General features: G+C 35.4%; 19 protein-coding genes. 18 read left to right on the top strand and 1 reads right to left on the bottom strand.

The window, feature by feature from the left end; genetic code table 11:
- Positions 1 to 95: 95 nt before the first annotated feature.
- The 17 genes from BW929_RS11425 (at position 96) to BW929_RS11345 (ending at position 17143) form a co-directional block, all read left to right on the top strand.
- Positions 96 to 1016 carry an ABC transporter ATP-binding protein gene (locus BW929_RS11425; RefSeq protein WP_076545625.1) on the top strand — a complete coding sequence of 307 codons (921 nt, stop codon included), beginning with the start codon at positions 96 to 98 and terminating at the stop codon, positions 1014 to 1016.
- On the top strand, positions 1006 to 1773 hold the full coding sequence (locus tag BW929_RS11420; RefSeq protein ID WP_076545624.1) for an ABC transporter permease: 768 nt from the start codon (positions 1006 to 1008) through the stop codon (positions 1771 to 1773). Before BW929_RS11425 ends, BW929_RS11420 begins: the two co-directional genes overlap by 11 nt.
- A gap of 122 nt (positions 1774 to 1895) precedes the next feature.
- Positions 1896 to 2849 (top strand): 2-hydroxyacid dehydrogenase, encoded by a 954-nt coding sequence (locus tag BW929_RS11415; RefSeq protein WP_076545623.1) that lies wholly within the window; start codon positions 1896 to 1898, stop codon positions 2847 to 2849.
- A 57-nt stretch (positions 2850 to 2906) separates the two neighbouring features.
- Positions 2907 to 4187: an iron-containing alcohol dehydrogenase gene (locus tag BW929_RS11410; protein WP_076545622.1), complete on the top strand. Its 1281-nt coding sequence runs from the start codon at positions 2907 to 2909 to the stop codon at positions 4185 to 4187.
- Positions 4188 to 4202: 15 nt separating this feature from the next.
- Positions 4203 to 5105, top strand: a complete 903-nt coding sequence (locus BW929_RS11405) for an SMP-30/gluconolactonase/LRE family protein (protein ID WP_076545621.1) — start codon at positions 4203 to 4205, stop codon at positions 5103 to 5105.
- A gap of 230 nt (positions 5106 to 5335) precedes the next feature.
- Entirely contained in the window at positions 5336 to 5791 is a 456-nt protein-coding gene (locus BW929_RS11400) for a PTS sugar transporter subunit IIA (protein WP_076545620.1), read from the top strand.
- Between the two features lie 71 nt (positions 5792 to 5862).
- Complete coding sequence (locus BW929_RS11395; RefSeq protein WP_076545619.1) at positions 5863 to 6132, top strand: PTS sugar transporter subunit IIB; 270 nt, start codon at positions 5863 to 5865, stop codon at positions 6130 to 6132.
- A gap of 15 nt (positions 6133 to 6147) precedes the next feature.
- A complete protein-coding gene (locus tag BW929_RS11390; RefSeq protein WP_233493852.1) occupies positions 6148 to 7425 on the top strand; it encodes a PTS ascorbate transporter subunit IIC in 1278 nt (425 codons plus the stop codon).
- Between the two features lies 1 nt (position 7426).
- Positions 7427 to 9649 (top strand): BglG family transcription antiterminator, encoded by a 2223-nt coding sequence (locus BW929_RS11385; RefSeq protein ID WP_076545618.1) that lies wholly within the window; start codon positions 7427 to 7429, stop codon positions 9647 to 9649.
- 96 nt (positions 9650 to 9745) lie between these two features.
- On the top strand, positions 9746 to 10015 hold the full coding sequence (locus BW929_RS11380; protein WP_076545617.1) for an HPr family phosphocarrier protein: 270 nt from the start codon (positions 9746 to 9748) through the stop codon (positions 10013 to 10015).
- Positions 10016 to 10028: 13 nt separating this feature from the next.
- Entirely contained in the window at positions 10029 to 11984 is a 1956-nt protein-coding gene (gene tkt, locus BW929_RS11375) for a transketolase (RefSeq protein WP_076545616.1), read from the top strand.
- 309 nt (positions 11985 to 12293) lie between these two features.
- Positions 12294 to 13001 (top strand): ribulose-phosphate 3-epimerase, encoded by a 708-nt coding sequence (locus BW929_RS11370; RefSeq protein WP_076545615.1) that lies wholly within the window; start codon positions 12294 to 12296, stop codon positions 12999 to 13001.
- Between the two features lies 1 nt (position 13002).
- Positions 13003 to 13566 (top strand): 6-phospho-3-hexuloisomerase, encoded by a 564-nt coding sequence (gene hxlB, locus BW929_RS11365; protein ID WP_076545614.1) that lies wholly within the window; start codon positions 13003 to 13005, stop codon positions 13564 to 13566.
- Positions 13567 to 13579: 13 nt separating this feature from the next.
- The gene (locus tag BW929_RS11360; RefSeq protein WP_076545613.1) at positions 13580 to 14761 is read left to right on the top strand and encodes a mannitol-1-phosphate 5-dehydrogenase; all 1182 of its coding nucleotides are present in this window, start codon (positions 13580 to 13582) and stop codon (positions 14759 to 14761) included.
- A gap of 37 nt (positions 14762 to 14798) precedes the next feature.
- A complete protein-coding gene (locus BW929_RS11355; protein WP_076545612.1) occupies positions 14799 to 15239 on the top strand; it encodes a PTS sugar transporter subunit IIA in 441 nt (146 codons plus the stop codon).
- A 54-nt stretch (positions 15240 to 15293) separates the two neighbouring features.
- Positions 15294 to 16733, top strand: a complete 1440-nt coding sequence (locus tag BW929_RS11350) for a PTS mannitol transporter subunit IIBC (RefSeq protein ID WP_076545611.1) — start codon at positions 15294 to 15296, stop codon at positions 16731 to 16733.
- Positions 16734 to 16876: 143 nt separating this feature from the next.
- The gene (locus BW929_RS11345) at positions 16877 to 17143 is read left to right on the top strand and encodes an HPr family phosphocarrier protein (protein WP_076545610.1); all 267 of its coding nucleotides are present in this window, start codon (positions 16877 to 16879) and stop codon (positions 17141 to 17143) included.
- A gap of 60 nt (positions 17144 to 17203) precedes the next feature.
- Here the strand turns inward: BW929_RS11345 and BW929_RS11340 are convergent, their stop codons facing one another.
- Complete coding sequence (locus BW929_RS11340; RefSeq protein ID WP_076545609.1) at positions 17204 to 17953, bottom strand: DeoR/GlpR family DNA-binding transcription regulator; 750 nt, start codon at positions 17951 to 17953, stop codon at positions 17204 to 17206.
- A gap of 184 nt (positions 17954 to 18137) precedes the next feature.
- Here BW929_RS11340 and BW929_RS11335 point away from each other — a divergent pair.
- Positions 18138 to 18844, top strand: a 707-nt coding sequence (locus BW929_RS11335; protein ID WP_234978101.1) for a 1-deoxy-D-xylulose-5-phosphate synthase N-terminal domain-containing protein, incomplete at its 3' end; no start/stop codon positions are given.

Here is an 18844-nt window from a genome sequence, read left to right as displayed (position 1 = left end):
TTATTATAGACTGTTGTCTGTAATTGAAAGTATTAAATTAGTAAACAAATATGGTTTATTCAGATAGATTGAGAGATATTTATGGAGGGGATTTTGTGACGACTGCAATTAAAATTAGAGATATTAATAAGACATATGGAGAATTACAGGCTTTAGATGATGTGAATTTAGATATTAAAAAGGGTGAATTTTTTGGGCTTTTGGGTCCCAATGGGGCCGGTAAAAGTACTCTGATTGGAATTCTGGGAGGGCTGGTAAAAAAAGATTCGGGTAATGTGACAGTTTTAGGTAAGGATATTATTAAAAATTACAGGGAAACTAAAAAATCTCTGGGAATTGTTCCCCAGGAGATAACCTTTGATCCCTATTTTACTGTGCGAGAAACTTTAGAGATTCATTCTGGTTATTTTGGCATTAAAGATAATGATCAAAAAATAGATGAACTGCTCAATGCTTTAAGTTTATCAGATAAAGCAGAGATTGGTCCGCGGCAGCTATCAGGTGGAATGAAGCGGAGGCTTTTGATTGCCAAAGCTCTTGTTCATGATCCGGAGATTATTGTTTTAGATGAGCCAACGGCGGGAGTGGATGTTGAGCTGCGCAATAGCCTCTGGGAATATGTAATTAATCTTAATAATCAGGGCAAAACAATTATTTTAACGACTCATTATTTGGAAGAAGCGGAGGCCTTATGTGATCGAATTGCTATTATGAACAAGGGTAAAATAGTTAAGGTTGACACCAAAGAGAATCTGATTAACTCCATTGATAAAAAGCTGATCAAAATTCAATTTGCTGATTCAGTCCAGGGATTGGAAGATGAACTGCAGGAAATTAATTTTGATTTAAATAAGGATAAAAGAGAGATTGAAATTGAAACTGCCAAACAGGATTTAGATAAGATTCTGAAAAAAATAAATAGGTTAAATTTAGATATTGTTGATATGAATATTGAAAGTGCTAAATTAGAAGATGTCTTTATTAAGCTTACCAGCTTAGGAGGTGATGACAATTAATTCTATTACCTTTTTAAGTTTGGTTAGAAGAGAGGTTGCTAGATTTACCAAAGTCGCTATTCAGACTATCTTTGCCCCTTTAATTTCCACCGGTCTTTATTTAATAATCTTTTCCTATTCTTTTCAGAATCGGGAAGTTGCAGGATATGGAGTTCCCTATATTAGTTTTATTGTTCCGGGTTTAATTATGATGAGCTTAATTCAGAATTCATTTGCCAATACATCTTCTTCCTTAATTGGAGCTAAATATAATGGGATTATCATTGATTTTCTGCTGGCCCCATTTTCCTATATTGAATTGAGTCTGGGTTTTATGATTGGGGGAATGGTTAGAGGTTTGCTGGTTGCTACTGTAACTTATCTAGTTTCAATTTATTTTTACGGAGGAGCAATTGCACATCCGTTTTTAGCTCTATTTTTTGCTATTTTAGTTTCTTCGATATTTTCCCTCTTTGGGATTATTGCTGGTCTCTGGGCGGAAAAGTTTGATCATGTTTCGATTTTTTCTAATTTCTTTATCACCCCCCTGACTTTTTTAAGTGGAGTTTTTTATTCAGTCAAGGGTCTGCCTGGAATCTGGAGTGAAGTTTCTCTATTTAATCCGGTATTTTATATGGTGGATGCAGTTCGCTTTGCTTTTATCGGACAATCGGATATGTCTCCTTACTTTTCAGCGCTGGTCATTTTCAGTCTGGCGGTATTTTTACTTGTTATAGTTACCTATCTCTTCAAAATAGGATATAAGGTTAAAAGTTAACTGCTAAGGGACTGCCGGAAGAATTTGTTGATTTTGCTGAACAGGAATTCAAAAAAATCAATGAGGCCTATGAGAAAATAAAAGAAGAAAAGGGTGCTTAAATTAAATTTGGGAGGCAAAAAATGAAGATTGTAATGATAGAGCCAATTAATATTTCAATGATGAAGATTGAAGAGTGCAGGCAGAGAATGGAAGCTGAGGGACATGAGCTAATTGCTTATTCCACGCGGGCAGAAGATGATCAGGAAATGATTAAAAGAATTAAAAATGCGGATATTTTAATTATTGCCAATCAGCCCTTACCGTCAGAGGTTATCAGGGCTGCAGAAAATTTAAAGATGATTTCAGTTGCTTTTACCGGTTTTGATCACATAGCAATGGATGCCTGCAGGGAAAATGATATTTTAGTTTCCAATTCTTCCGGTTATGCCAATCAGGCGGTAGCAGAACTTGCCTTTGGACTGACCATTGATTTAATGCGCAAGATTAAGGATTCCGATCAGGCTGTGAGGGCTGGTAAAACAAGAGCCGGGCTAATTGGTAATGAACTGGCAGGCAAAAATTTTGGTATAATTGGTTTTGGTTCAATTGGCCAGAAAACTGCCCGAATTGCCGCTGCCTTCGGCTGTAATATTCTGGTTGATGACCATAAAAAACATCAGCTGGGTGAGGAGCTGGGAGTAGAGTATCTTTCAATTCCTGAGCTGATGCAGAAGAGTGATATTATAAGTCTCCATGTACCACTTAAAGATTCAACTGTAGATTTAATAAGTGCAGACGAGATTGGACTAATGAAAAAGGATGCAATTTTGATTAACACAGCCCGCGGTCCGGTTGTAAACAGTGAAGCGCTGGCTGAAGCTTTAAATAAAGAAAAGATTGCTGGAGCAGGTATTGATGTTTTTGAGATGGAGCCTCCAATTCCATCAGATCACCCACTTTTAAATGCTAAAAATACTATTTTAACTCCTCATACAGCTTTTGCGACCGAAGAAGCCTTCATTAAGCGGGCGGAAATTGTCTTTAATAATATTGAAGCCTGGCTTAAAGAAGAGCCTCAGAATGTGGTCAGTTAGAAAAACTAAGTCAGCTAAAATTGATAAAAATAATTTTTAAAGAGGTGATGATAATTTATGAGTTTAAAAGATAAAGCCAGAAAATTATTATCTGAATTTAGAGGAGATGATTATGCTTTAGGAATAGGCATTCTAAATGAAATTGGTGATTATGCTGAAGATTATGGTAAAAGTGTGTTATTAATTTCCAACGATACTTATCTTGATTCAGCGGTAAGGCCAATTAAAAAATCACTTAAACAGAATAAATTAAAGCTGGCAGGAAATAGAGTTTTTCGCGGAGCAGATCCAAATGCACCTCGAGAGGATGTTTATCGGCTGGCAGGATATATTCATACTTTTGAGCCTGATAGTATAATAGTTGTTGGTGGTGGCAGCACAATTGATGCCCTTAAGGCTGCAAATATACTGGCCTCCCTCGGACACTACAGTCCGGAGATCGATACTTATTTTGGGACCGGAATGGTAACTGAGGCCTTAAAACACAGCAAAAATCATCTAATACCAACTATTGCTGTGCAGACTGCTTCCAGCTCCGGTGCCCATCTGACTAAATATTCTAATGTAACTGATTTAATCAGCGGTCAGAAGAAGTTGATTGTAGATCAGGCGATAATTCCAGATCAATCTTTTTTTGATTATCAAATAAGTGAAACTATGCCTTTAAAGGTAACTTTAGATGGTGCCTTTGATGGAATGGCCCACTGTCTGGAAGTCTTTTATGGTATTGATCCGGAAAATTATGATTTAGAAAAAGAAATTGCTTCAACTGCAGTAGAATTAATAGTTGAAAATACGCCAAAATTAATAAATGACTTAAAAGATACTAAAGCCAGGGAAGCACTTGGGCTGGCCACAGATTTAGGTGCCTATTCGATTATGGTTGGTGGTACAAATGGCGGCCATCTGACAAGTTTTTCTTTAGTAGATGTCAGCAGTCATGGTCGGGCCTGTGGAATAATGAATATTTATTATACAGTCTTTTTTGCGCCAGCGATAGAAGACCAGCTTCAGGTGATCGGCGATATTTTTGCAAGAAATGCTTATCTAGAAGAAAAGATCGATGGCCTGGAGGGGCGAGAACTAGGAGAAGCGGTGGCCCGGGGAATGATTAATTTTGCCAGAGAAATTAATTTTCCTACAAAACTTTCCGAATTAGATGGGTTTACTGATCGACATATCGAAAGAGCTTTAAAAGCTGCTAAAGATCCCCAGCTGGAGATGAAATTAAAAAATATGCCGATCCCACTTGATGCCTCAATGGTAGATGAATATATGGCTCCAATACTGGAAGCTGCGAAAACTGGTGATTTATCTTTAATCAAAAATATGGAATAATAAAAGGTGAGTTTAATGAAAAAAATTACTGATAAACTTGATTTAGTTTTAGATGCTGGAGCTCAAATTGCAGAGGGCCCTTTCTGGGATCAGAAAAAACAATTATTATACTGGATAGATATTTTAAAAATGACAATAAATATCTATGATCCTGCAGCTGCTAAAAATAAAATTATTCAGCTGGATAAGATGATAGGTGCTCTTATTCCTACCACTGAGCCAGGGGAATTGCTGACAGCTCTGGAAGATGGTCTTTACATAATTGATTTGGAAACTTTGGAAAAGCAGTTTTTAGTTAATCCAGAATCAAATACTGAAGAGACCAGATTTAATGATGGAAAATGTGATCCAGATGGACGCTTCTGGGTAGGGACGATGGATTTAGAAGAAGATAAACCTATCGGCTCCTTATACTGCTTGAATCAGAATTTAACCTTAGAAGAGAAAGCTAAAGACATAAAAATTTCTAATGGTCTGGCCTGGAGCCTGGATAATAGGACAATGTATTATATAGATTCTCCGACCAAAAAAGTTGTTGCCTTTGATTATAATTTAGAGACTGGTGAAATTTCAAATAAAAGGGAAATAATTAAAGTTGCTGAAGGAAAAGGAGTGCCTGATGGAATGACAATTGATAATCAGGGTAAGCTCTGGATCGCTCACTTTGGGGGAGCTCAAGTTTCAAGGTGGGATCCGGAAACTGGAGAAAAAATAGACAGAGTTGATTTACCGGTCTCAAATGTTACTTCCTGCAGTTTTGGCGGTAGAAATTTAGATGAATTATATATCACTACAGCCAGTGTTGGACTTAGCGAGCAGGAAAAGAGAGAGCAGCCGCTGGCGGGTGGAATTTTTAAGCATCAGGCCGGAGTAAAGGGTTTAAGAGCTGATCGTTTTAAAATAAAAAATAAAAATTAAAGCTAAAATATCTCAAAGTTTAATACTAAATAGTTAAATAATTAGATTTAAAGACACCTTAAATTCGGTTAAAATCCGGCAACAGGGTGTCTTTTTTTTTAATAAATAAAGTGCTTTGCCACAATGGTTAGAAAAAGAACTAGTTTATTAACTCTTGCCATCTCAGGGATCCTGGGAGTATAATATAAACAGAAGTTAAAGAAAAGAATTAAATCAGGAGGTGAAAAGATTTGATTTTAGATCTTTTGAAAAAGAAAAACATTGCAGTAAATGTAAAAGCAGCCGACTGGAAAGAAGTAGTTGATGAAACTGGAAAGCTATTACTGGAAGCTGGTCAAATTGAAAAAAAATATATTGAAGCAATGAAACAGTCAATAATTGATAATGGCCCCTATGTGGTAATCGGAAAAGGGATTGCACTTTTACATGCCAGACCGGAGGATGGTGTTAAAGAAAATTGTCTCAGTTTAATTACACTTGCAGAGCCAGTTGAATTTGGGAATGAAAATAATGATCCTGTAAAAATTGCTTTTGCTTTTGGTACAGTGGATAATGAAAAACACGTTAAAACAATTTCAGAACTATCCGTAGTTTTAATGGAAGATTCAGCAGTTGATAACATAGCTGAAAAGGGAAGTGCGGAGGAAATCTTAACCTATATTGAAGATATTCTGGCACAGCAATAATTTTATTTAAAATAATTTTAAAATTCTTAAATTTTATAAAACAATCAAAAAGAAAATAGGAGGAGAAAAGCATGAGAGTTTTAGCAGTATGTGGAATGGGTTTGGGTAGCAGTCTTGTTTTAAAAATGAATATAGAAAAAATTATGGAACAGGAAGGTATTGAAGGGTCAGTCGAGGTTAAGGATTTATCTTCAATTCAGGGGGAACAGGCAGACTATATTTTTGCCAGTGAAGAAATTGGAGAAAAAATTGAACATCCAGCAGAAGTAATCAGTGTCAAAAATATGACAGATAAAAACGAGATTAGAGAAAAAGTATTAGCTGCTTATAAAAAACTTTAAGGAGGGGAATAGTGTATGGATTTTTTAATGTCTTTTGTTAATTTTTTAGTTTACGAGGTTTTAAATCAACCTGCAACTTTAGTTGGTTTAATGGCATTTTTAGGACTAATATTGCTAAAAAAACCATTTTCTAAAATAATGTCAGGAACCTTAAAGAGTATTTTAGGATTTGTAATTCTGGGTGCAGGTGCCAATGTTTTAATCGGAAGTCTAAATAATTTAGGACCAATGATCCAGGATGCATTTAATATTCAGGGAGTAATTCCAACCAATGAGGCAATAGTTGCTCTTGCACAGCAGACGCTTGGTACTCAAACAGCTTTAATAATGGCATTTGGTTTTATAGCCAATCTTCTTTTTGCCAGATTTACTCCATTAAAATATGTGTTTTTGACCGGTCATCATATTTTCTTTATGGCAGCTTTATTATCAGCTGTTTTAAGTACTGCAGGTTTAACAGGAGTACCATTAATAGTTGCTGGAGCTGTGATTTTAGGATTTGTAATGGTTCTCTTCCCGGCTCTGGCAGAACCATTTATGAAAAAAATAACTGGAGGTACTGATGTCGCACTTGGACACTTTGGAACCACAGGTTATGTTGCAGCCGGTCTGGTTGGTAACTTAGTTGGAGATCCGGAAGATAGTACTGAAGATATTGAAGTTCCTAAAACTTTAAGCTTCTTAAAAGAATCAGTTCTTTCTACAATGCTGACTATGATAATTATTTTCTTTATAGTTTCCTTAATTGCTGGCCGTGACATTTACTCTCAATATTCAAATGGTCAGAGTATATTTATGTTCTCACTGATGCAGGGTATTACTTTTTCTGCAGGTGTACACATTATCCTAACTGGTGTACGAATGATTATTGGTGAGATTGTTCCGGCCTTCCAGGGTATTGGCGAAAAGTTAGTTCCAGATGCAAAACCTGCACTGGACTGCCCGATTACCTTTACCTATGCACCAAATGCAGTAATTATTGGTTTTTTATTCAGCTTTTTAGGTGGGCTTATCAGCATGTTCTTACTTGGTCCAATAGGGCTTGCCTTAATTATTCCTGGTATGGTTCCCCACTTCTTTACTGGAGCAACCGCCGGAGTATTTGGTAATGCCACAGGTGGTAAAAAAGGAGCAATGCTGGGGGCTTTTGTTAATGGTATCTTAATCTCATTCTTACCAGCTCTCTTGCTACCAGTTCTTGGATCACTGGGTTTTGCAAATACAACCTTTGGTGATGCAGATTTCGGAGTAGTTGGTATAATAATTGGTTATATAGCGAAGCTGTTCGCTTAAAATGAAAAAGAGTACAAGGTTATTTGAGTTATATAAATATCTGGTTGATCAGAAAGAGCCTGTATCTATACAGGTTCTTTCTGAAATTCTGGATGTAAGCAGTAGAACAATTCGCTATGACCTGAATGAGATTGAAGACTTGATTCAAAAATACGAGTTAAAGCTGATTAAAAAACCTAATTTTGGTGTACTCTTAGAGGGCGAAGCGGAAGAACAGTTTAAAGTTTTTGCAGAATTCAATGAATTTTATAATAGCCGTCATTTTCGTTCGGCTAAGATGAGAAAATATTTAATTTTATACAGACTTTTTCAGAAAAAGGAACCAATCTTAATTTTTGAGCTGGCAGATCTTTTAGATGTTAGTTCTGCAACAGTTAGCAAAGATTTAGATCAGGTGGAAGAATGGCTGACTAAAAGAGGTCTGGCTTTGATCAGACGCAGAAATTATGGAGTCCAAATTGAAGGAGCGGAAATTGATATCAGGCATGCCATGAAAAGTCTGCTTAATGAAAGTTATGAAACAGGTAATATGATTGAGCTTTTAAATAAAAGTAATAAAAAGGTGAATTTTAAAAGTCGCCTGGAGCACGGTTATAATGAAGAAATAAAAAATCTTTTAGGTGAGCTAAATTTGGGGGAAATCGAAGCTGTTGTAAAAGTAGCAGAAAATGATCTTGGCATCCGCTTTACTGATAGTGCTTTTACCGGGCTGATTGTTCACATAGCTTTTGCAATCTCAAGACTTCTGGCAGAACAGGATATTAAAATTGGTGCTGAAAGATTACAAATTATAAAAAAGAAAAAGGAATTTGAAATTGCTGCAAAAATAGCAAATTTACTGGAAGGCAAATTTCCAGTAGAAATTCCTGAAGATGAGATCGGATTTATAACAATTCATCTTCTGGGAGCAAAAATGCGAGAAGGAAAAATTAACACTGAACTAAAAGAAAGTGAGCTTAAATATCTGGTCAAAGAAATGATTAGAGTTGTAGAAAAATATTTTTCTACCAGTCTGGCTGGGGATCAGAAGTTATATTCAGGACTGCTTGTTCATCTGCAGGCGATTGTAAATCGTATTATTTTTGATCTGCCAATCCAGAATCCTCTTCTAGAAGATATTAAAGAAAAATATAAAGAGGTGTTTCAGGCCTCAAGACTGGCAGCAAGGTTAATTCAGAGTGAGTTTTATGTAGAAATTAGTGAAGATGAAGTCGGTTATCTTACCATTCACTTTGGGGCGGCCCTGGAGAGAATAAACTATCAGGAAAAGAAAAAAGCAAAGGTTGCAATTGTCTGCTCAAGTGGGGTAGGAACTACCAATCTTTTAGAGGTTCGTCTAAAAAATGAGTTTAAGGCAATTGAAATAATTGAAAGTCTCTCAAGTCTTGATTTAGAGAATAGCGATATCCTGAAAGAAATAGATTTTGTGATCTCTACTATTCCTTTAAGTCTGGAGGCCAAGGATGTAATTGAGGTCAATCCTTTTCTGGAAGAAAATGATATTGATAAAATTAAATCCTATCTCCAGCAGAGAAAAATGGAATATGGCATTTTTACTGAAGACAAACTAGAAGCAAGTCAGGATAGATTCTCTAATGATTATAAGTCTCTGCTGGCAAAAAATTATAATCTAAAACCTGAAGAAATAATTGATTTACTGCGCCCATTTCTGAATCAGAATCAGATTCCTGCAGCTTTAGAGAAAATAAAAAATTATTTTGCTGCAGAAAAAAATCGGAAAGCAGTTAATTATCAAATTGAAAACCAGAAACATGATCTCCTAAAATTGTTAAAAAGAGATCAAATTAAAATTATAGATCAGGCAATTGACTGGAAAGAGGCGATAAAAAAAGCCGGCCAGCTGCTTTTGGATAAAGGTTTTATTGAAGCCAGATATGTTAAAAGAATGATCGAAATTGTTGAGGATAAAGGTCCATATATTGCAATTGCACCGGAGATCTGTCTTGCTCATGCAGGGATTGAAGATGGTGTCAGGCAGCCAGCAATTAGTCTGCTGGTGATTAAAAATGGAATTAAACTTGGTCATCAATTTGATCCAATAAAATTTGTTTTTGTGCTGGCACCTATTGATAAAAAAGGTCATATGCCAGCACTGACGGATATTATGGAATTTGCAAACAACCAAGAATTAAGAAACAGGATAACAGCGGCTAAGTCAGAAGCAGAAGTTTATGAGCTGCTTGAAAAAGATTTTGCCAGATAACAAGTGATTGATAAACTTATTGATTAATGATAGCAAATATTATTTATTTGTAAGACCATAAAATTAATAGTATTACAAAGTAGAAGGAGTGTTAATATGAAAGCAGAAAGAAATGTTGAAATTACTAACGCAACTGGTCTGCATGCAAGACCTGCTTCCAAATTTGTTCAGAAAGCAGGTACATTTAAATCGGATGTGAAAATTGTTTATGGAGAAAAAGAAGTTAATGCCAAGAGTATTATGGGGGTCTTGAGTCTGGGAGTAAGTCAGGGCAATCAAATAAAAATAAAATGTGAAGGTGAAGATGCTGAAACAGCGCTGGAAGAACTGATTAACTTTCTGCACGAACAAATGGCCGAAGAATAAGGGAGTGAAATAAATGCTACAGAAAATTGCTGATACAGTCCGGGCACTTTCGGCTGATGCGGTTGAATCTGCGGGCTCAGGTCATGCCGGGATGCCGCTGGGCTGTGCAGAAATTGGTGCTTATTTATTTGCAAAAGAGATCAAATATAATCCAGAAGCTCCAGATTGGTTCAATAGAGATCGGCTGGTTTTATCTGCCGGACATGGATCTATCTGGCTTTATTCACTGCTTCATCTTGCCGGTTATGATCTCAGTCTTGAAGATCTAAAGCAGTATAGGAGGTTTCAATCTAAAACTCCCGGACATCCGGAATATAAAGTTACACCTGGAGTTGAAATGACAACTGGTCCTCTGGGCCAGGGGTTTGCTCATGCAGTAGGAATGGCACTGGCTGAAGAAATTTTAGCCAAAAAATATAATAAAAAAAATTACAATTTAGTTGACCATTATACTTATGTTGTTGCCGGTGATGGTGATTTAATGGAAGGCATTAGTTATGAAGCTGCTTCTCTGGCTGGAAGTCTGGAGCTTGATAAACTGATAGTCATCTATGATCATAATCAGGTTTCAATTGATGGTCCAACCGACATAACTTTTATAGACGATATTAAAAAAAGGTTTTCTTCTGCTAACTGGCAGGTGATTTCGGCTATAGACGGCAGCAGTTTTTCCGATTTAGAGTCAGCTTTTAAGAAGGCTAAAGAAGAGAAGCAGCGGCCAACTATAATAATTGCAGATACAGTAATTGCAAAAGGAATAGCAGCCAAAGAAGGTGACAGCTCAGCCCATGCTTCTCCTCTGGGAAAAGAAGAAATAATTAAAATGAAGAAAAAAGCCGGTCTACCTACAGAAGAGTTTGAAGTTCCGACAGCAGTTTATGATTATTTTAAAGCACATCTTTCTGATTGCAAAAGTCGATTTGCTGAATGGCAGGAAATAAAAAGCGATTATGCGATTAAATTTGACAGAGATTATCAGGAATTTAAATCTGGAATTGAACTTAAAGTGGATATTAATTTCGATGATTTAAAAAATGATTTAAATGAAATTAAAGCAATTAGAAATTATGCAGGTGAATATTATCAGAAACTGGCGGAAAAACTACCTTATTTAATTGGTGGAACCGCAGATCTTTCTGCCTCAACAAGAATAAATCTGGATCAGTATGCTGATATTAAAAGAGGAAATTTTGCTGGCAGAAATATCAAATTTGGGGTTAGAGAACACGCAATGGCTGCAGCAGCAGGAGGTTTAATGCTGCATGGGGGTTTAAGACCTGTTATTGCAACTTATTTAACCTTTTCTGATTATATGCGGCCTTCAATCAGGATGGCAGCAATGATGGGGCTGCCGGTTATTTATGTATTTACTCATGATTCAATCCATGTTGGCCAGGATGGTCCAACTCATCAACCTATAGAGCAGCTGGAGTCTTTAAGAATGATTCCTAATTTGAGAGTCATTAGACCATCCACAGCTGCTGAAGTTAAACTGGCCTGGAAATCTGTGGCTAACGAAAAAGGTGGACCAGTTGCTCTGGTTATGGCCAGACAGGCTGTAAAAGCCTATAATAACGAAATTAATAATGAAGAATTTGATAAGGGAGCCTTTATAGTATCTGATGAAATTAATCCTGATATTGCTATCATGGCTGCTGGAAGTGAAGTTGAGACTGCTCTAAAAGTTAAAGAGATTCTAAAAAAGGATTATAAAGTTAGAATAATTTCTGCTCCTGAAAAAGAAAAATTATATCATAAGCCGGAATATCTGGAGCAGCTGTTTAAGAATGTAAAATTAAGTGCAGCTATAGAAGCAGGTAATCCAAACGGTTGGTACAGAGTGCTGCAGGGAAAAGCACTGGCTTTTGGAGTTGAAGATTTTGGATTTAGTGCTGATGGAGATCAAATAGCAGCAGAATTTGGCCTGACAGCAGAAAAAATAGCAAAAAAAATAAAGGCTAGTTTATAATTTTGCAATTAATTAAAATAAAAATATAATATTAAATTTAAAGCCTGGCAAATTGATTTTTATTGCCAGGCTTTTTATTTATAAAAATTTTAGTCGAATAATTTTAAAATAAATATTTCAAAATAGGTATATCAAAATATTTTACTGGCAAAATAAGTAAAATATTTCAGAATAATTGTTAGAATTGGCACACAAAACGCAAAAAAACTATAAAAAATGCATAAAAAGTTAAAAAATATGCATGTTTGTGCTTTACTTTTCGTAATTATTGTTTTATAATGAAGATGGATTAAATAAAGGAGGAAAAAAATGAGCAGAGAAAAAGTTACAATTAGCCCGTCAATTATGTGTGCAGATTTAGTTAATCTGGAAGAAAGTGTTAGAAAAATTGAAAGTGAAGGAATTGACACCCTTCATATTGATGTATTAGATGGAGCATTTAGCCCGAGTATGCCCTTAGGTATAGGTACAATTAGAGCTCTTAGAGAAATTACAGATATGGATTTTGATGTTCATATAATGTCAAACAATAATGAATTTTTCATCAAAGAAATGATCGACATTGGTGTGCAGCAGATTACATTTCACTATGAAAGCAGTACTCATATTGATCGTCATTTAAAATTAATCAAGAAAAATGGAATTAAAGCAGGAATAGCTTTGAATCCAGCTACCTCACTTAATGATCTAGATTATGTACTGCCGATGTGTGATACAGTGATGTTAATGTTAATGAATCCTGGCTTTGCAGCCGATAAAAATGAGACTCAGGTCGATTATGCGAAAGAGAAAGTCAGTGATTTATATAAGATGATTCAGAAAAAAGGTCTGGATACTAATATTGAAGTGGATGGTCGAGTTTCTTTAGAAGTTATTCCGGATCTTGTTGAAGCTGGAGCAAATATGCTGGTAGCAGGAAGTACAAGTCTTTTCAGAACAGAAAGAAATCTTTCTGAGAATAAAAAAATTATGGAAGAAGGAATAGAAAAAGGATTAAAATTAAGGGAGGACAACTAAGATGTCAGAATATTACGAAGCACAAAAAGATATAGTTTCAGAACTTGAAAAAACTTTAGAAAAAGTAGACTCAGAAGAAACTAATCAATTAGTAGAAGAGATTAAAAAAGCAGAAAAAGTCTTCTTTGTAGCTGTAGGAAGAGTGCTGCTTTCTCTTAAATCGGTTGCAAAGCGGCTGGCACACTTAGGTGTGGATTGTTATATTGTTGGTCAGGTAACAGAACCGGCAATTACCGAAAATGACTTACTAATTGTTGGTTCAGGAAGTGGAGGAACTGCATTTCCCCTGGCAATTGCCGAAAAAGCAAAGCAGTATGATGCAACTGTTTTTCATATCGGAAGAAATCCAGAATGCCCAATGGCAGAGTTTTCGGATTTCTTTGTTAGAATACCTGCCAGTAAGGAAGCTAACCTGGAAGTTGAAGGAGTAGAATCAGTACAGCCAATGACCAGTTTATTTGAACAGGCTTTATTATTATTCGGGGACACAATAGCATTAATGATGGTCAGAGAAAGAGATATTGAGATGGAAAGTCTCTGGCAGTATCATGCTAATTTAGAATAAAGGAGGAACTCTAATGCAGGCACTACATTTTGGTGCTGGGAACATAGGAAGAGGATTTATTGGTTATTTGTTAAACAAAACCGGCTATGAAGTTTGTTTTGTTGATGTTAATCAAGATATTATTGAATCTATAAATAAGACTAATAGTTATAAAATTGAGCTGCTTGATGATGATTCAACCAGAGAAATTATTTCGCCTGTTTCGGCTTTAAACAGCATTAAGCAGAAAGACAGAGTAATTGAGTCTATTACAGAAGCCGATTTAATTACAACTTCAGTAGGAGTCGAAAATTTACCGAAAATTGCTGGATTGATGGCTGCAGGACTGCTAAAAAGAATAGAGAATAATAAAACAGAGATTGATGTAATAGCAAATGAAAATGCTGTTAATGCCTCTTCAACTTTAAAAAAAGAAGTTGAAAAGAATCTCTCGGCAGAAGAAATAGAGGAAATATCAAAATATGTAGGATTTCCCAATTCAGCTATTGATCGCCTGGCTTTATCAAAAGAAATTGATGGAGAAGAGGTTGCTCTGGTTGAACCAGTTTATGAGTGGGTAATTAATAAATCGGAAATGAAGAATACCGATCTTCCGCCAATAGCAGATGTTATTTATGTTGATGATTTAGAAGCATATATTAATAGGAAGTTTTATATGATTAATATGGCCCATGCTGCAACTGCTTATGTTGGCTTTAGGGCAGGAGAAAAAACAATTCAGAGCACTCTGGCAGATCTTAAAATGAGAGAATTTATTAAATCAGTCCTAAATGAAGTAAAAAAATATATCGTGATAGATTCACATTTTTCGGCTGAGGAATTAGATGCTTATATTGAAAAAACAATCAGTCGCTTTAAAAATGAAAATATTAGTGATGATGTTCGAAGAGTTGGAAGAGCTCCAATCAGGAAATTGGGTTCTGATGAGCGTTTAGTAAAACCACTGCGAAATTTATTTGAATTAGACTTACCTTTAGAATCTTTAACTATTGTAATTGCAGCTGCCTTTAGATTTGATAATTCGGAAGACGAAGAAGCTGTCCGCTTACAGAAGTATATTCAGGAAAAGGGAATAGAACAGGCAATACCGCATTTTACCGGGATTGTAGAGGAAGAACTTATAAATAAAATTGAAAAATATTATCTTAAATTAGAGAATACAGAAATTGGAGAGTTAATTAAAAACGAGGCTTAATATCTGTCTGAATATTAAAAATGAAAGGGGTGAAGAAATGTTAGGTCAATATTTAAAGGGGAATACTAAATTTATGGGAGAAGTTTCATCCTGGGAAGATTCAATCAAAATAGCAGCAGAGCCATTGCTCGCCAAGAATTTTATCAAAGAAAAATATATTAAGTCAATGATTGATAATGTCCATGAGTATGGTGCCTATATTGTTTTAGTGCCTGGAATTGCTATGCCTCATGCCAAGGATGAAGAAAGTGTTAATAAAACAGGGATGTCTTTTTTAAAGCTGGAAAAAGCAGTAGAATATCCCGAAGAGAAAGAAGTCAAAATAATCTTTGTGCTGGCAGCAAAGGATAATTCTGAACATCTGGAATTAATAGCTGACTTATCTTCTATTTTAGCTGATGAAGAAGTTTTGACTAAGTTTAAAAATGTTGAAAGTGAAAAAGAGTTAATAGAGCTTATTAAAACAGTAGAAGAGTAATTTTGATAGATCATCAAAATTTATTAAAAAATTATTTTAAGAAAGGTGATAAATATGAAAGATATAGCTCCATCTCCAGATCAGTCTTCTGGTATTCGTGCTAAAGTTCAGGCATTTGGTGGATTTTTAACAAATATGGTTTTACCTAATATTGGCGCCTTTATCGCCTGGGGTATTTTAACAGCTTTGTTTATACCTACAGGTTGGATCCCCAATGAGAGTCTTGCTAACATAGTTGGTCCGGCAATTAATTACTTACTACCTTTACTTCTTGCTTATACTGGGGGTAAAATGGTTGGGGGTAAAAGAGGTGCAGTAATGGGTGCCGTTGGTACCTTTGGTTTAATAGTAGGTGCAGATATCCCGATGTTCCTGGGGGCAATGATTGTTGGACCACTGGGTGGCTGGATTATTAAAAAGTTTGATAAGGCCATTCACGGAAAAGTTCCAGCTGGTTTTGAAATGATCGTTAATAACTTCTCTCTGGGTATTTTAGGTTTCTTATTAATGATCTCATCTTATCTTTTTACAGGACCGGCTATTGAATTTGCTAATAATTTAGTTAAAGGTGGAATTCAGGTCCTGATTGATACCGGTATGCTGCCATTATTATCTCTGATCAATGAGCCTGCAAAAGTTCTGTTTCTAAATAATGCGATTGACCAGGGTATTTATTATCCTCTGGGTATGCAGAGAGCTGCAGAAGTTGGAAAATCAATTTACTTTACAGTGGCTTCAAATCCTGGCCCGGGTCTTGGTTTGCTGTTAGCCTATACATTCTTTGGTTCTAAAACTTCCAAGCGTACTGCTCCAGGTGCTATAATTATTCATTTCTTTGGTGGAATTCACGAACTATATTTCCCCTATGTTTTAATGAATCCGATTACAATTATCGGTATGATTGGTGGTGCAATGTCAGGTATCGCAACTTTCCAACTATTTAATGTTGGTCTGGTAGCAGGTCCCAGTCCAGGGTCTATTTTTGCCTATCTTGCTCTGACACCTAAAGGTAATTTTTTAGGTATTATTGCTGGAGTACTGGTAGCTACAGTAGTTTCCTTTATAATCACCTCCTTTACCTTAAAGGCTATTGGTGCTGAAAAAGAAGAAGATGACAAAGAAAGCTTTGAACAGGCTGCCGAAAAGTCAAAATCGATGAAAGAAGAAGGTAAAAAGGTTCTTAATTCCAGGGGTGGAAGCAGTACTATTGCAGCTGAAAATATTAGTAAAATTGCTTTTGCCTGTGACGCAGGGGCTGGCAGTAGTGCTCTTGGTGCTACAACCTTCAGAAAGAAGCTAAAGAAAAATAATATTGAAGGTATTGAAGTAGAGCATTATAATATTGAGGATGTTCCTGAAGATGCAGATGTTATAGTTGTGCATAAAAATCTGGCAGATAGAGCCAGACGTTCACATCAGAATAAGAGAATTGTTACTATAGAGAACTTTATTGGTGATCCTAATCTTGAAAGTCTGCTTGCTGAATTAAAATAATAAATTGGTCCTGAGACCTCCCTGCTAAAAATATAGTTAAACATTTTTAGTGGGGTTTTCTTTTAACTTTAAAATTAGAAAAATTGATATAAACCAATAATATTGACTACTAATAAAATGATTAGAAAGGATGAGTAAATAAAATGGCTTTTGAAAAAAAGGTAACCATAACAAACGAAACTGGTTTACATGCAAGACCTGCTTCGCAATTTGTTAAAAAGGCTGATAAATTTAAATCAAAAATTGAAATTGTGTTTGGAGAAAAAGAAGTTAATGCCAAGAGTATTATGGGGGTAATGAGTCTGGGAATTAGTCAGGGGACCGAAATTATACTTAAAGCAGAAGGAGAAGATGAAGAAGAAGCGATCAATAAACTGGAGTCCTTTATTAAAACTGAAATGGAAGAATGATTATAAATAATAGTCTCAGTTTTAAATAATTTAAAACTGAGACTATATAAGTTTATTTAGTTATGTAACAACAACGATATTTTTTTCCTGATATAAATTTTTGATATCAGAATCAATATCCTCTGTTATCATATAAGTTAGCTCTTCAGAAGGGCAGATAATCTGACTGGATACTGTTCCTAACTTATCTTTAGTTACCAGACCAATTTTTTCAGTTGAAACTTCAACCATTTTTCTTTTTACCAGGCATTCTGACAAAGTTGGAACACTGATTCCCATTTCTGCATCAATATTATAGATGCCCATAATATATAAGTCAGCTACCATTGTATTTAAAGATTCTACCGTCTGGATGCCAAGATTTATCATTGATTGTTTAAATAAAATTCCACCTAACATTATTACCTCAACATCTTTATGATTAGACAAAGCCATACTAATCGGGGGACTATTTGTTATTATTGTGGCTTTTAATGAAAGAGGAAGTTGGTTTACAAGATGGAGATTAGTTGTGCTTCCATCTATTAATAAAACCTGACCATCTTCGATAAAGCGAAGTGCTTTTTGAGCTAATTTAGTTTTTATATCACTGGCGATATTCTGTCTCGAAAAAAAATCAACAACCGGTGGACCCTTTCTAAGTGCTCCACTGTAGACTCTTTTAATTAAGCCCTGATTATCGAGTTCTTTTAGATCCCGACGAATAGTATCTTCAGAAACAGATAAACGTTCACTGAGATCACTAGTAATTACTTTTTGTTCAGCATTTAAAATTTCCAAGATTTTTTGTTGTCGTTCTTCTTTTAACATAATCACCAACCCATTCTAAATTGATTATAATGTAATAAAAAATAAATTTATAAATAAAGTCAAAAGTTTAATTTTGATGATTTAATCCATTTGATTTTGTTTAATTATATCATAAAAACAGGATAAACTAAAGAACATAAGTTTATAATTATCTTATTTATAAAAAATAACAGGAGTGATTAATTTGCTAAAAAAAATTGCGAACACAGTTAGAGGATTATCTGCAGACATTGTAGAAAAGGCAAATTCCGGACATCCAGGAATGCCAATTGGCTGTGCTGATATTGGTGCTCTACTATTTGGAGAAGTAATGAATTTAGATGCATCAAAATCAGACTGGCCTGATAGAGATCGCTTTGTACTATCAGCAGGACATGGCTCAGCATTTTTATACTCATTTTTACATTTAAAAGGTTATGAAATTTCAATGGAGGACTTAAAAAACTTTAGACAGTTACATTCTAAAACACCGGGTCATCCAGAATTTGGAGAAACAGATGGAGTAGAAACAACAACAGGACCTTTAGGACAGGGTTTTGCTAATGCAGTAGGTATGGCACTGGCAGAAAAGATGATGGCAGCAAAATATAATACAGATCAGCACACAATTGTAGACCACTATACCTATACAATAATGGGTGATGGCTGTATGATGGAGGGGATTACCTCTGAGGCAGCATCACTGGCAGGTCATTTAGGTTTAGATAAGCTGATAGCTATCTATGATGATAATGAAATTTCTATTGCCGGTAATACCAACCTGGCATTTACAGAATCAGTAGCCGATCGTTTTAAAGCTTACGGCTGGCAGGTAATAGAGAATGTAGATGGACATAATATTGATCAGGTAAGAGAGGCATTGGGTCAGGCTAAATCTGATAAGGACAGACC

It is taken from the genome of Halanaerobium kushneri (assembly GCF_900156285.1).
Classification (GTDB): domain Bacteria; phylum Bacillota; class Halanaerobiia; order Halanaerobiales; family Halanaerobiaceae; genus Halanaerobium; species Halanaerobium kushneri.
This window is presented reverse-complemented; position numbering and strand designations above follow the sequence as displayed.